The following is a 13,226-nucleotide window of genomic DNA, read 5'->3' as shown; positions in this document are numbered from 1 at the left end:
CAGGTGATGCGGTACAATCAGCCGTCCCTTATGCATGAAAACATCTTATCCGTCCATGAACACAGGACATGGGTCGTCAACATGCTTGCCCTTTCCTGTATCGCTGTCTAGGCGTCACATTAATGCCACATCCTCTTTCCCACATCTGCAACTGGATTTTCGATCTCGACAATACGCTTTATCCGGCATCGAATAATCTGTTTGCCCTTATCGACGAAAAAATGGGTCTGTTTATTTCTGACCGGCTTCAGTGCGATCGTGACGAAGCTTATCGTATCCAGAAAGATTATTTCCATAATCACAGCACCACACTTGCCGGGCTGATGCGTCACGAAGGTGTCGATCCACATGAATTCCTGGATTTCGTACATAATATCGACCTGTCGCGTCTGACCCCTGCCCCGCTATTGAAAGCAGAAATCACAGCGCTTCCCGGGCGCAAATATATTTTTACCAATGCGGACCAGAACTATGCTGCGCGCGTGCTTGAAAAACTCGGCCTAGGCGGAATATTTTCCGGCATCCACGACATTCACGCCTGTGACTATCAGCCCAAACCAGAGAGATTCGCGTATAACAGCATGGCCCAAGCTTTTGCCATTGATCCAGGCCAATCGCTTTTTATTGAGGACATGGCCCGCAATCTGGCTCCTGCCAAAACACTTGGCATGGCGACTGTTTGGATTAATAACGGATCCGAATGGGGCGACAAGGGCGCACATTCTGATTTTATCGATTATGAGATCACAGACCTCACCAAATGGCTTTGCGAAGTGAACGACGCATTACAGAAGTAAAGGAAAGCATATGAGCAAGCAGATACAGGCGATTGTCGAAAGCGCGTGGGAAGAACGCAATACGATATCTGTGGCCACCACAGGCGAAGCGCGAGACGCAGTGGATGCTGCGCTCGAAATGCTAGACAATGGCAGCGCCCGTGTGGCGGAGCCAACCGCAGGTGGCTGGCAGGTGAATCAGTGGCTTAAAAAAGCGGTGCTGCTCTCCTTTCGCCTCAACGACAATGAAATCGCTGTAGGCGGCCCGGGCGGCGCAACATGGTTTGACAAAGTGCCATCCAAATTTGCCGAATGGGGTGAAAACCGGTTTCGTGAAGCGGGCTTTCGCGCGGTGCCGGGCGCTATTGTGCGGCGCGGATCGCATGTCGGGCGTGGTACGGTGCTGATGCCCAGTTTCATCAATATCGGTGCCTATGTCGATGAAGGCACAATGGTCGATACCTGGGCCACAGTGGGCAGCTGTGCGCAGATTGGCAAGAATGTGCATATCTCTGGCGGTGCAGGCATTGGCGGCGTGCTGGAGCCGTTACAGGCCGAACCCGTGGTGATTGAGGATGGCGCCTTTATCGGTGCGCGCTCCGAAGTGGCGGAAGGCGTGCATGTCGGCAAAGGCGCAGTGCTTTCCATGGGCGTATATCTGGGTGCATCGACAAAGATTGTCGACCGCGCTACCGGCGAAGTGCATATGGGCCGTGTGCCCGATTATGCGGTGGTAGTACCAGGTGCGATGCCCGGCAAACCATTGCCAGACGGCAGTGCCGGTCCCTCGCTTTACTGTGCGGTTATCGTGAAAACCGTGGATGCGCAGACCCGTTCCAAAACAGGTATAAACGAACTTCTACGCGACTGACACGCTGATTCAGACGTACCGAAGCGCATAAACAAAAGGCCGGGTTGATACCCGGCCTTTCTATTTTCGTATGTTTGTCGCTATCAACGGTAGAAAACGTGATTATCCACTGTTGCCATGCGCTTCAGGCGCCAGCCGGGTGATACATACCGTGCGTGAAAGAATAGCGCACCTTCAACCGGGCTTTCCCATGCATCATCATGTGCGATACGCGCGATTTTAACGGCGTTTCTCCATGCCCTGCTGCCTTTATTGATCCGGGGCATGCGACCACCGCGCACAAACGAGAACTGGCTGCGCTGGAACACAACGCCGCAATAGCTGTTCGGGAAACGGCGCGATTCAGAGCGTGCGATTACCACCTTAGCAACAGCAAGCTGTCCTTTGAGTGACTCGCCCTTGGATTCAAAGTAAACCGCACCGGCCAGGCAGTGCATTTCCTTACTCAGGCTGCCGGGCATGCTATAGGCATTGACCAGCTTGCGCAGCGATGAAGCGCGCAGGGCCGGAGCCGCCTCTACGACCTCCGGTTCTGCAACGACTGCATTCGGATCATGCTCGACATAATCCTGTGGCAGTGGCTGTACTGTCAGTGCTTCGCCATTTTCGTCTTTGGTGACAGAAACGGTTTCAATTTTCTCTGATGTGCCTGCTGAAGCTTCCGTAACAGATGCCGCAACCGCAGCCGCTGTTTCATTTTGCAGTTCAACGACGGTTTCCATAGCAGATTTGCCGCGGGAAATGTCGGATTCAACAGTTTCCACGGCATTTGTCGCCGTGTTATCAAATGCCAGCGTCACGTCCGTGCCGATTACAGCTGCGGTTGTTGATAGCACAATGGCTACCGCGCTGGCGGTTTTCAAAATCTTGCTCATAAACCTGTTTATCTGTGCGGTTGACCATCACTGAAAATAATTTTCTTCACGAAACCGTTCCGATCAGGAAACATTCATAAGTGTTCGTGCATTATTTCCGGACAATCACCCGTCTGCGTGCTGGTTTGATGCTTAACTCATGTCGCCGTCAAACTGCCTGCGCGTTCATTCACCTTGTGGTTTAGTGTGCACTGCAACATAGTCAACTTATCTGCTGCAAGAGTCCGGTGAGCCGTTCGCTATCTGCGATATCCAGTTCTATTAACCATAAATCACTGTCCCGTGCGAATCGCCTGTCCAGATACTCCTGTAAGTTTCCTTTGTTTTCAATTTCTTCTGACCATATCTCATGCCACACCGGGCCATCGTCGAGACTCGGCATCTGTTCATAAAGCCTGGGATTTCGCCCCTTTTCGAGAGTCTGCACCAGAATCGCGCCCGATACCGGATCACCCTTGTGCAGGACCATCGCAAACCCACCTTCTGATTCGACAAGTCGCTTGATGGCGCCAATGCGCATATCCGAAGAAAGGCGGGGTTCAATCATGGTAAGTTATTACAGATAAATGGTTTAAAAATGGTATCAGATACCATAGCCGTCCAGCGTGGACAGCGCGATGTGCGAGCGCATGAAAGTGCCTGTGCCGCGCGCAATTTCTTCGCCTTCACTGTCCAAAAGGCGTGATTCTCCAATGAAAACGCGCCGTTTTCCGCTGATCCATTTACCTTCAGCCACAACAGGTCCAGCCTTTACGGGACTGGTAAAATTCATATTGAAGGCGGTTGTGAGCAGAAAACGGTCGGAAACAAGGCTATTTGCAGCATAAAAGGCTGCATCATCAAGCATTTTGAAATAGATAGTACCATGCGCGGCACCTGCGGCATGGTAAAATCTCTCATCCACCATGAAGTGGATACGTGCCACGCCCGATTCGACGATTTCAAGCCGCGAATCGAATAAGGCATTCACCGGCGCCGATGCATAAAGCGATTCCAGTGCCCGGAAATGCCATCTTTCACCGTTTGATAGAGCTTTTTCGGACATTTCAGGCGGCGTCACGGTCAATCACGCTTGCCAACACTGCATAGGCCGCATCATGCCCCTTCACTCCGCGCAGGCTGCTCACGGTTTTTTCATCGCGTGAAAGGCGTGATATGCTAGCCAGCGCCTGCAGGTGGATCGAGCCGCCACTGACCGGCGACATAAGCGCGAACACAATATCCACCGGCAATTTGTCAACGGCATCGAAATCCATTGGGCGCGCGAGTTGCACAAATACTGCGACAGGCATTTCCATGCCTTCTATCTTGCCATGCGGAATGGCAATACCGCGCCCAAATCCAGTGGAACCCAGACGCTCCCGTTCATCCAGACAGTCGAGGCAGCTAGCCCGGTCCAGACCGTAACACTGACTGAATTTTTCGGCCAAAAGTTCCAGAAGTTGAGTTTTGCCCGACACTTGTGCGCCGGTCAGCACCGCTTCATCATCAAGAGTGAAAGTTCGCATAATTATTGTCTTGTGCGCAGAAAGCTGCGTGCACGCCCGTTTATATTCATAATTGTCCGCGTGGCTGCGGGGAATGAGGTTAATCGGATTTGGGTTCTACCCAGCCAATCGACCCATCGGACCGGCGATAAACCATATTATGTGCGCCAGTGCCAGAGTTTTTGAACAATAGTGCATTGGTGTCGCGCAAATCAAGCATCATCACCGCATCTGAAACACTACCTGACGGAATATCTACGCGCGTTTCGGCAATAACCAGCGGTGCATCGCCCGAAACGTCCTCTTCTTCGGCAGGTGTGTCGAACACCGTATAGGCAGCTTCTTCTTCCTTCAGCGCGTGTGCAGCTTGGTCATGCCGGTCTTTCAGCCGGCGCATATAGCGGCGCAACTGTTTTTCAATACGGTCGGCGGCCTGATCAAATGCGGGGTAGACATCTTGAGCCTGTCCGCTGGCTTTCAGGATAAGGCCGTGCATGATGTGCGCCACAATATCGCACTGAAACGCTTCGTGTGGGCCTTTGCCAAAGGTGACATGCGCCGAAATAGCCTTGGAGAAATGCTTCTTGATACTCGTATTCAGCCGGTCTTCGACATGTTGCTGCAATGCTTCGCCGGTATCCATCTGATGGCCTGAAACACGAATGTCCATATTTACTTCTCCATTATAGTTTTAGTGTCGTTTGTGGTGGCGGTGGGTTTGCTATCTGGCTCCTTTCATCCCCTGTGCCATATGGGAATCCCCATTTTTTCAAGAAATGCGGTGTTGGCAGCAAGTTCCTCCGCGCTGGCTTTATGCGGCCTTGGAGCACGGAAAGGCCGGTCTTCAGCAATGACTGCATCATCATCCACAGAAACAGCATGTTCTTTCTCGCTGCCTTCTGCGGCCAGGCTCAGCCCGATCTGCCGTCCACCGGTAAGTTCAATATATAATTGCGCCAACAGCTCGGCATCCAGCAGCGCACCATGCTTGACACGGTGGCTGCGATCTATGCCATAGCGGGTGCATAATGCATCTAGCGACAGTTTCGCACCCGGATGTTTGACCCGCGCCATGGCCAGCGTATCCACCATGCGATCCATCGCGATGGCAGTTTTTCCTGCACGCTCCAGCTCGGCATTGATAAACCCGAAATCGAATGTCGCATTGTGCGCCACCAGCGGTGCATCGCCCAGAAATTCAAGAAGTTCATCCGCTTTATCCGCAAATAGCGGTTTGTCGGACAGGAAAATATCGGAAAGTCCGTGAATCTCCTCCGCCGATTTCGGCATGTCGCGCTGTGGGTTGTAATAGCAATGATAGCTTTTGCCGGTTTCAACCCGGCCAATCATTTCGATACAGCCGATTTCCACCATCCGGTCCCCGTTCTTGGGGTCAAATCCGGTCGTCTCGGTATCAAAGACGATTTCTCTCAATGGAGTCGCTGTCATAAGAGTCATATTGGAGTGTTTTTTGGTTCAGGCAAGGGGCGGTGATAATTTTGTGACAAGATTCTGCACAATTTGTCGAGTCTCCTCCAAACTCACACCTGTATCGATAATATGATCGGCGCGGGCACGTTTTTCGGCATCGGGCATTTGCAGGCCCAGTATATAATCGAATTTCTGCGTGGTCATGTTTGGACGGGCCAGGACGCGGGCGCGCTGTATATCCGCCGGGGCAGAAACGACCACAATCGCGTCGACAGTATCTGCACCGCCTTTTTCAAACAGAAGCGGGATGTCGAATACCATAATCGGAGCTTCGCCATTTTCTGCCAGAAAATCTGCACGCATCTGCGCTACGGCAGGGTGCACAATCGATTCAAGTTTTGCGAGCGCCGCCCTGTCAGACAATACCGCTGCGCCCAGTTTCTGCCGGTCTACACCTTCCGGCCCGGTGGTACCAGGAAAAGCCGCCTCAATAGGTTCCAGCAATGCACCATTGGGGCCCTGCAATATATGCACTGCGGCATCGGCATCAAACACGGGCACATCCAGCTCGCGAAACATGTCCGCCACAGTTGATTTGCCCATACCGATTGAGCCTGTCAGGCCGAGTATAAAAGGTTTATGCTGGCTCTGGTTCGTCATTTGGCAAGCAGCTTCCGAAGTTCCTTGTCATATTTGCGCGGTGCAGGTTTGCCGAAAAACAGCTCGAACGCCAGATCTGCCTGTCCTATCAACATGCCGAGCCCGTCTATCACATTCAACCCACGCGATTTTGCCTGTTCCAGCAATGGCGTTATCAGGGGGTTGTAGACAATGTCATACACAATGGCTCCATCGGGCAGGGGGGTAAGGTCAATATCCAGCGTCTCTTTGGCGCCCTTCATGCCGAGTGGGCTGGCATTCACCAGCAGCTGCACCGGCGGAACCTCCGCATCCATCTGCACGCACCCACCCTTTAACCCAAACTGGCTGAGCAGCCCTATGGATTTGAGCGGATTGCGCGCCATGATATACACGTCATCCACATCCAGCCTGCTGAGCGCAAACAGGATCGCTCGTGCTGCGCCGCCATTGCCGATGACACATATATCGGCACCCGCAAGGTCACTGTTCGACAATGGCGTATAAAAACCGCCGGCATCCGTATTGGTGCCGATCAGTTTTCCATCCTCTCCGCGGATGATAGTGTTCATTGCACCTATTGAATCTTTGACGCCGCCCGGATCATCCACAAGATCCAGCACTGCGAGCTTGTGCGGGATGGTGACGTTACAGCCTTGCCAGTCCGGATCTTCCCGGCGGCTGGTGATATAATCTACCAGTTGCTCAGGCTTTATGTGTGCTATTTTATAATCCGCATCGATGCCCAGTTTGTCGAGCCAAAAACCATGTATCACGGGTGATTTCGACTGGTTGATCGGATCGCCAATCACTTCGGCATAGGGCCGCTTTGACGTCGTTGATGTCATGACGGCATTACCTTTCTTATCCTCAAATAATCAAGCAGATGCAGCAGTGGCAGGCCCATAATGGTGAACTGGCTGCCTAAAATCCGCGCGAATAGTTGGGCGCCCGGCCCTTCAATTTCATAGCAGCCGACACAGTGGCGGATATTGTTCCAGTTTTCGCTTACATAATCCTCAATGAAGGTTCCGCTTAATGGGCGCATTGTCATTTTGGCGATATCAATATGCCGCCATATTGGATTTCCATCTTCGTAAATCACTGCGGCGCTCAGCAAGCTGTGGGTCGAATCCGACAGCATGGCAAGATGCGCCTTTGCGTTATCCGGCGTTTCCGGCTTGTCGAGATAGTGCCCATCCGCCGTCACCACCAGCGAATCCGCGCCCAGCACCATCGCGCCCGGCACACGGTTTGACACACGCCGTGCTTTCGCGTCCGCCAGTGCGTCAACCAGATTGCGCGGGCTTGTGCCTTCCGCAATTAGGCTATCCTTGATGGCCGCCTCATCTACATTGGCGGGCAGGCATTCGATCTCCACCCCAGCATTTTCCAGCATAGCGCGGCGCGAGGAGCTTTTTGAGGCTAGTATGAGCATCATGTTTCTTTCCCGGAATTTCCGCCGCCTTCCGATTCTGATTCCGCCAGATGGCGTTCATTAACCAGATTGATAATCGCCGCCGCACTTTCCTCAATCGAACGCCGCGTCACGTCAATAACCGGCCAGCCATTATCGGCAAACATGCGCCGCGCGTATTGTAGTTCCTGTTTCACCCGGTCGCTGTTGACATAGGCAGTTTCCGGCGTCTGGTTGAGCGATAATAAACGGTTGCGCCGCACCTGCACCAACCGGTCGGCATGGGTAGTAAGCCCCACCACCAATGGATGTTTAAGGTGGAACAACGCATCGGGCGGCGGCGATTCCACCACAATCGGGATATTCGCAGTCTTGAACCCGCGATTGGCTAGATAAATGGAAGTCGGTGTTTTTGATGAACGCGACACACCCGCCAGCACAATATCCGCCTCTTCCCAGTTTTCCCAGCCAACCCCGTCATCATGCGCGATGGTGTACTGGATTGCATCCACGCGTGCGAAATAGGCGGCGTCGAGTATATGTTGCCGGCCGGGCCGGGTTTTCGCTTCCTGGCCGAGCAGGTTGGACAGCGCATCGGTCACAGCGTCAAGCGCCGGCACAGCGGGCAGGCCGAGCGAGCGGCAACGCCGTTCCAGCTTGCGCCGTGTTTCCGGGTTAACCAGAGTAAACAGAACAAGCCCGGGGTTGGCGGCCACATCGGTGAGGATCCGCTCGAGATGACTTTCGCTCCGCACCATCGGCCAGAAATGCTTTATGATCTCAACCCCGTCAAATTGCGCAAGCGCTGCTTTTGCGATATTTTCCAGCGTTTCGCCGGTGGAGTCGGACAGGAGATGCAGGTGCAGTTTCATATATGGACAGTCCTGTGGATAATGGGCGCATAAATCAAGGGATGAAATCGTGGATAAATCGCGTCCCCGCTTTCATGCCCATTGCCTTTATTTGTCCTGCCTGGTCATGCACATGGTGCGCTCGGAATCGAAATGTCGGGGACAAGTGATTCAGCTGATTCAATATTCTGGTTGGTTTTGTGGCGATTCGGTATGGAATCCCGGAGCGGAATTTTTTCATGTCATTCTGTGGACAAATCCGGCATAGGGCCCTTGTCCCCATTATCCACACACCATCTTAAATCATCAATATTCTATAATAATAAGATTATTTAGTATGACTGACTCCTTGTTACTCAAAACTATCCGCGGTGAATCCGCTGCCGTGCGCCCGATATGGCTTATGCGTCAGGCGGGGCGTTACCTGCCTGAATATCGGGCTTTGCGTGCAGAAAAAGGCGGATTTCTTGATCTTGTCTATGATGCAGATGCTGCAGCGGAAGTTACATTGCAACCGATCCGCCGGTTTGGCTTTGACGGAGCTATATTGTTTTCAGACATATTGATCATTCCGCATGCCATGGGCCAGAATCTGGAATTCCTCGCGGGTGAGGGGCCAAGGCTTTCCCCTCGGCTACTCGATAGCCAGTTAAATGCTCTTGAAGCGGTGCCTGAGCATCTTGAGGCGGTTTACCGGACCGTGACCAGGGTCGCGGGTGAGTTAAGCCCTGAGACATGCTTTCTGGGCTTTGCCGGATCACCCTGGACAGTCGCCACCTACATGGTGAATGGCGAGGGTAGCCGTGATCAGGCCGCGGTGCGTCAATATGCCTATATGAATGAAGCTGCTTTTGGGGAACTGATTCAGCGTATTATTGACCTTTCGGTCGAATATCTTTCCGGCCAGATAAAGGCGGGCGTACATGCGGTGCAGCTGTTTGATAGCTGGGCAGGGTCGCTGTCACCCGCGCAGTTCGAAAAATGGGTGATTGCACCCAATGCTGAAATTGTTTCGAAACTACGCGCGCTGCACCCTGATACACCGATAATAGGCTTTCCCAAGGGCGCGGGTGAGAAACTGCCTGCCTATGCGCGGGAAACGGGCGTTGATGCGCTTGGCCTGGATGAAACCATCGACGCGCGCTGGGCGGCGGCCAATTTACCGAAAGACCTGCCGGTGCAGGGCAATCTTGATCCGCTGGCGCTGATGGCGGGTGGTGGTGCGCTGGAACAGGCTGCGCTCGAAATCCTGGATATTTTCGCGGATCGCCCGCATATCTTCAACCTGGGTCATGGCATTTTGCAGCATACCCCCATTGCACATGTCGAAAAGCTGCTTACACTTGTAAGAGGCGATACCTAACCTGCCACCCGCGCATTATCGGGAGCAATAATTGAGCGAGATTCTGACCTTGCTGTATATCTGGCTGAAAGCGGCACATATTATTTTCGTCATCTTCTGGATGGCGGGCCTGTTCATGATGCCGCGCTTTTTCATTTATCATCAGGAATCAGAAATCGGCAGCGAAGAAGATTCCAAGTGGATGGAGCGTGAGTCCAAATTGCGCAATATCATCCTCAATCCATCGATGATTATCGTGTGGGTGCTGGGACTTGCGCTGGCCTATCAGACGGGCGCGTTCAGTCAGGGCTGGTTTCATGCCAAGCTGCTCTTTGTGCTGCTGCTCAGCGGCTATCATGGCTGGATGATTGCCTATTCCAAAAAACTGGCACGAGGCACACGCACATTGTCTGATAAAAAACTGCGCCTGTTCAATGAAGTGCCAGGTGTGGCAGTCGCAATTATCGTCATATTGGTGATTGTGCGGCCGTTTTAGATGTATCGGCGATAGCTTCACCTGTCCTGCTAACCGTTCGATGTATGTGCATACTGCGCCAATTCGAGCAATTAGCAATGGCTTGAACTTTTCCCAGTATGACGGGTGTTGGGACAGCTTATCTGCAAATCATTTGACTTGAACCGTTGCCGCGCATATTTAATGCCCATCCCGTCCGGGATAGCGTGAGAATAAGACTCGCTGACACCTTCATTGTCACTCCACGCGCAATTTTCCACATCCGAACCTTTGTTCACACCCATTATATTTGAGAAATTCTATGCACCTGAAAGAACTGAAACAGAAAAAACCCGCCGAGTTGGTTGCGATGGCGGAAGAGCTTGGCGTGGAAAGCGCCTCGACACTGCGCCGCCAGGACTTGCTGTTCGCAATCCTGAAAGAGCTGGCCGAAGATGGCGAGGAAATCATGGGACTCGGCACGATCGAAGTGCTGCAGGATGGTTTCGGATTCCTGCGTTCGCCTGAAGCCAATTATCTGGCCGGGCCTGACGATATTTACGTGTCGCCCAACCAGATCCGCAAATTTGGGCTGCGTACCGGTGATACTGTCGAAGGCGAAATTCGTGGGCCCCGCGATGGCGAGCGCTATTTTGCGTTGACTAAACTCACCCAGGTCAATTTTGATGATCCCGAGGCTGTCCGCCACCGTGTCAATTTCGACAATCTGACTCCGCTATATCCGGACGAGAAACTGAATCTCGACACGGCCGATCCAACGGTGAAAGACAAATCGGCACGCGTGATCGACATCATTTCGCCGCAGGGCAAGGGCCAGCGTTCATTGATCGTGGCGCCGCCGCGCACGGGTAAAACCGTGTTGCTGCAGAATATTGCCAAGGCGATTACCGACAACCATCCTGAAGTATATCTGCTGGTGCTGCTGATCGATGAACGCCCCGAAGAGGTGACCGACATGCAGCGCAGCGTGAACGGCGAAGTCATCAGCTCGACTTTTGATGAACCTGCCACACGTCACGTACAAGTCGCTGAAATGGTTATTGAAAAAGCAAAGCGCCTGGTTGAGCACAAGCATGATGTCGTCATTTTGCTCGACTCGATCACACGTCTGGGCCGTGCCTATAACACCGTGGTGCCGAGCTCAGGCAAGGTGTTGACCGGCGGTGTCGATGCGAATGCCTTGCAGCGTCCGAAACGCTTTTTCGGTGCTGCGCGTAATATTGAGGAAGGCGGTTCGCTTTCCATCATCGCCACCGCGCTCATTGATACGGGCAGCCGGATGGACGAAGTGATTTTTGAAGAATTCAAGGGCACCGGCAACTCCGAAATCGTGCTTGACCGCAAGGTATCTGACAAGCGTATCTTCCCTGCGCTCGATGTCGGCAAGTCCGGCACCCGCAAGGAAGAGATTCTGGTCGAGAAAGACACACTCAGCAAAATGTGGGTGCTGCGCCGTATCCTGATGCAGATGGGCACGATCGACGCGATGGAATTCCTGCTCGATAAGATGAAGGATTCGAAGACCAACGAAGATTTCTTCGATTCGATGAACCAGTAAGGCGGAGCGCCGACACATGCCTGATTTCTTGTTGTTCTTTGCTGCTGCTGTGAGCGGCCTTGGTTCGCCCGCTGAAATCTGGGACGCGATTGTCCATGATTTTTCCAACATCACTGAACCTGGCGCGCTGGCGGCGTTCGGGCAGGTGTTGCTGATCGATCTGGTGCTGGCCGGCGACAATGCGATTGCCGTGGGCGCGCTGGCGGCGGGCTTGCCGCCCGACCAGCGGCGCAAGGTAATCATGATCGGGATACTCGCGGCGCTGGTGTTGCGGATCGTGTTTGCGCTGACTGTCACCTATCTGATGGGGGTTATTGGGCTAATCCTGGCGGGCGGGCTGCTTTTGCTCTGGGTGGCCTGGAGGATGTGGCGTGAACTGCACCCGGTGGGCAATGTGGGGTCTCCTGAAATTGAAGGTGACGAGCATAGCGGCATCCGGCCTGGTAAAAGCTTTGCCGCTGCGGCCTGGGCGGTTGCGGTTGCCGATGTGTCGATGAGCCTCGACAATGTGCTCGCGGTTGCGGGCGCGGCGCGCGAGCATCCGGGAATCCTGATTGTCGGCCTGATTATCGCTGTCGCGCTCATGGGCGTCGCGGCCAATTTCATCGCAAAATATATCGAACGCTACCGCTGGATCGCCTATATCGGCCTTGCCGTCATTGTCTATGTCGCGGGCAAGATGATCTATGATGGCATACTCGACCCTGAACTGGGCGTATTGCAGTTGTTTGGGTAGCCAGCTACCCAAACAACTCCCTTTCAAAAAATGCTTCTGTCCTGCTGTCAGCCAGTCTTGCGGCGGCCTCGTCACGGCGCTTGCCGAATTCGGTGGCGAAGCCGTGGTCGAGGCCTTCATAATCGTGCAGCGTGACTTTTCGGTGGCCATACAGGGCGTCATGCATCGCTTTTTGCGTGTCCGCATCCACAAAGCCGTCCTCGGTCGGGATATGCAGCATGAGCGGATGGGCGATTGCGTGTTTCTCACCCAGCAGGCCGTCTATACCCACTCCGTAATAGCCGGTTGATGCGTTGATATCGGTGCGCGCGGCGGTCATGAAAGCGAGCCGCCCGCCCAGGCAATAACCGACACAACCAACCTTGCCGCCGCCAACTGCGGCGCGCGCATATTTGATGGTTGCCTCGATATCGCGAATGCCCTGATCCTGGTTGAACTTGCCCATCCATTCGAGTGCCTGCTTAAATTCTTCTGGCACATCCGGGTCGAGATTGATGCCGGGCTCAAGCCGCCAGAACAGGTCAGGGGCGACCGCGAGATAGCCTTTTTCCGCCCAGTTATCGCATTTTTTACGGATACCCGCATTCACCCCGAATATTTCCTGAATCACGACAATAGCGGCCTTTGGCGTGCCTTCCGGACGGCTTACATAAGCCGAAAATATACCGTCACCGCTGAGTGTGATCACATCTTCCATCGCCGCCATTTTACTCTCCTCACATCAAACCATTTGCTTTATGCGCCATTTATACCCATTTTGGGTTGGAT

General features: G+C 53.4%; 17 protein-coding genes. 6 read left to right on the top strand and 11 right to left on the bottom strand.

Annotated elements, in window-relative coordinates:
• Nucleotides 1–122: 122 nt before the first annotated feature.
• Both G6Q15_RS10460 and dapD read left to right on the top strand, forming a co-directional pair.
• Entirely contained in the window at nucleotides 123–797 is a 675-nt protein-coding gene (locus tag G6Q15_RS10460; protein WP_164118508.1) for a pyrimidine 5'-nucleotidase, read from the top strand.
• A gap of 10 nt (nucleotides 798–807) precedes the next feature.
• Entirely contained in the window at nucleotides 808–1,647 is an 840-nt protein-coding gene (gene dapD / locus G6Q15_RS10455) for a 2,3,4,5-tetrahydropyridine-2,6-dicarboxylate N-succinyltransferase (protein WP_164118506.1), read from the top strand.
• 83 nt (nucleotides 1,648–1,730) lie between these two features.
• Here the strand turns inward: dapD and G6Q15_RS10450 are convergent, their stop codons facing one another.
• From G6Q15_RS10450 to G6Q15_RS10405, 10 genes are all read right to left on the bottom strand, one after another.
• The gene (locus tag G6Q15_RS10450; RefSeq protein ID WP_345940297.1) at nucleotides 1,731–2,522 is read right to left on the bottom strand and encodes a cell wall hydrolase; all 792 of its coding nucleotides are present in this window, start codon (nucleotides 2,520–2,522) and stop codon (nucleotides 1,731–1,733) included.
• A 202-nt stretch (nucleotides 2,523–2,724) separates the two neighbouring features.
• Nucleotides 2,725–3,069 (bottom strand): DUF1491 family protein, encoded by a 345-nt coding sequence (locus G6Q15_RS10445; RefSeq protein WP_240330847.1) that lies wholly within the window; start codon nucleotides 3,067–3,069, stop codon nucleotides 2,725–2,727.
• Nucleotides 3,070–3,105: 36 nt separating this feature from the next.
• On the bottom strand, nucleotides 3,106–3,567 hold the full coding sequence (locus G6Q15_RS10440) for a PaaI family thioesterase (RefSeq protein ID WP_164118564.1): 462 nt from the start codon (nucleotides 3,565–3,567) through the stop codon (nucleotides 3,106–3,108).
• A 1-nt stretch (nucleotide 3,568) separates the two neighbouring features.
• Complete coding sequence (locus G6Q15_RS10435) at nucleotides 3,569–4,030, bottom strand: PTS sugar transporter subunit IIA (RefSeq protein WP_164118504.1); 462 nt, start codon at nucleotides 4,028–4,030, stop codon at nucleotides 3,569–3,571.
• Nucleotides 4,031–4,109: 79 nt separating this feature from the next.
• Nucleotides 4,110–4,679, bottom strand: coding sequence for a ribosome-associated translation inhibitor RaiA (gene raiA, locus G6Q15_RS10430; protein ID WP_164118502.1), 570 nt, complete (start codon nucleotides 4,677–4,679; stop codon nucleotides 4,110–4,112).
• 65 nt (nucleotides 4,680–4,744) lie between these two features.
• On the bottom strand, nucleotides 4,745–5,443 hold the full coding sequence (gene dnaQ, locus G6Q15_RS10425) for a DNA polymerase III subunit epsilon (protein WP_164118561.1): 699 nt from the start codon (nucleotides 5,441–5,443) through the stop codon (nucleotides 4,745–4,747).
• Between the two features lie 42 nt (nucleotides 5,444–5,485).
• Entirely contained in the window at nucleotides 5,486–6,100 is a 615-nt protein-coding gene (gene coaE, locus G6Q15_RS10420; protein ID WP_164118500.1) for a dephospho-CoA kinase, read from the bottom strand.
• Nucleotides 6,097–6,927, bottom strand: coding sequence for a shikimate dehydrogenase (gene aroE, locus G6Q15_RS10415; RefSeq protein ID WP_164118498.1), 831 nt, complete (start codon nucleotides 6,925–6,927; stop codon nucleotides 6,097–6,099). Before aroE ends, coaE begins: the two co-directional genes overlap by 4 nt.
• Nucleotides 6,924–7,517, bottom strand: coding sequence for a nucleoside triphosphate pyrophosphatase (locus tag G6Q15_RS10410; RefSeq protein WP_164118559.1), 594 nt, complete (start codon nucleotides 7,515–7,517; stop codon nucleotides 6,924–6,926). Before G6Q15_RS10410 ends, aroE begins: the two co-directional genes overlap by 4 nt.
• Nucleotides 7,517–8,368, bottom strand: a complete 852-nt coding sequence (locus tag G6Q15_RS10405) for a pyruvate, water dikinase regulatory protein (protein WP_164118497.1) — start codon at nucleotides 8,366–8,368, stop codon at nucleotides 7,517–7,519. The genes G6Q15_RS10410 and G6Q15_RS10405 overlap by 1 nt, the downstream gene beginning before the upstream one ends.
• Nucleotides 8,369–8,684: 316 nt before the next feature.
• Between G6Q15_RS10405 and hemE the strand changes: the two genes are divergently transcribed.
• The 4 genes from hemE (at nucleotide 8,685) to G6Q15_RS10385 (ending at nucleotide 12,458) form a co-directional block, all read left to right on the top strand.
• The gene (gene hemE / locus G6Q15_RS10400; protein WP_164118496.1) at nucleotides 8,685–9,710 is read left to right on the top strand and encodes a uroporphyrinogen decarboxylase; all 1,026 of its coding nucleotides are present in this window, start codon (nucleotides 8,685–8,687) and stop codon (nucleotides 9,708–9,710) included.
• Nucleotides 9,711–9,741: 31 nt separating this feature from the next.
• Nucleotides 9,742–10,185 carry a CopD family protein gene (locus G6Q15_RS10395; protein WP_164118494.1) on the top strand — a complete coding sequence of 148 codons (444 nt, stop codon included), beginning with the start codon at nucleotides 9,742–9,744 and terminating at the stop codon, nucleotides 10,183–10,185.
• A 280-nt stretch (nucleotides 10,186–10,465) separates the two neighbouring features.
• Complete coding sequence (rho, locus tag G6Q15_RS10390) at nucleotides 10,466–11,722, top strand: transcription termination factor Rho (RefSeq protein ID WP_164118557.1); 1,257 nt, start codon at nucleotides 10,466–10,468, stop codon at nucleotides 11,720–11,722.
• A 16-nt stretch (nucleotides 11,723–11,738) separates the two neighbouring features.
• Nucleotides 11,739–12,458 carry a YjbE family putative metal transport protein gene (locus G6Q15_RS10385; RefSeq protein ID WP_164118492.1) on the top strand — a complete coding sequence of 240 codons (720 nt, stop codon included), beginning with the start codon at nucleotides 11,739–11,741 and terminating at the stop codon, nucleotides 12,456–12,458.
• A 4-nt stretch (nucleotides 12,459–12,462) separates the two neighbouring features.
• Here G6Q15_RS10385 and G6Q15_RS10380 read toward each other — a convergent pair whose 3' ends face one another.
• A complete protein-coding gene (locus G6Q15_RS10380; protein WP_164118490.1) occupies nucleotides 12,463–13,164 on the bottom strand; it encodes a dienelactone hydrolase family protein in 702 nt (233 codons plus the stop codon).
• Nucleotides 13,165–13,226: the final 62 nt, after the last annotated feature.

This window comes from Sphingorhabdus sp. Alg239-R122, assembly GCF_900537065.1.
Classification (GTDB): domain Bacteria; phylum Pseudomonadota; class Alphaproteobacteria; order Sphingomonadales; family Sphingomonadaceae; genus Alg239-R122.
Note: the sequence above shows the minus strand (reverse complement) of the source record. Positions and strands in the feature narration are given on the sequence as shown.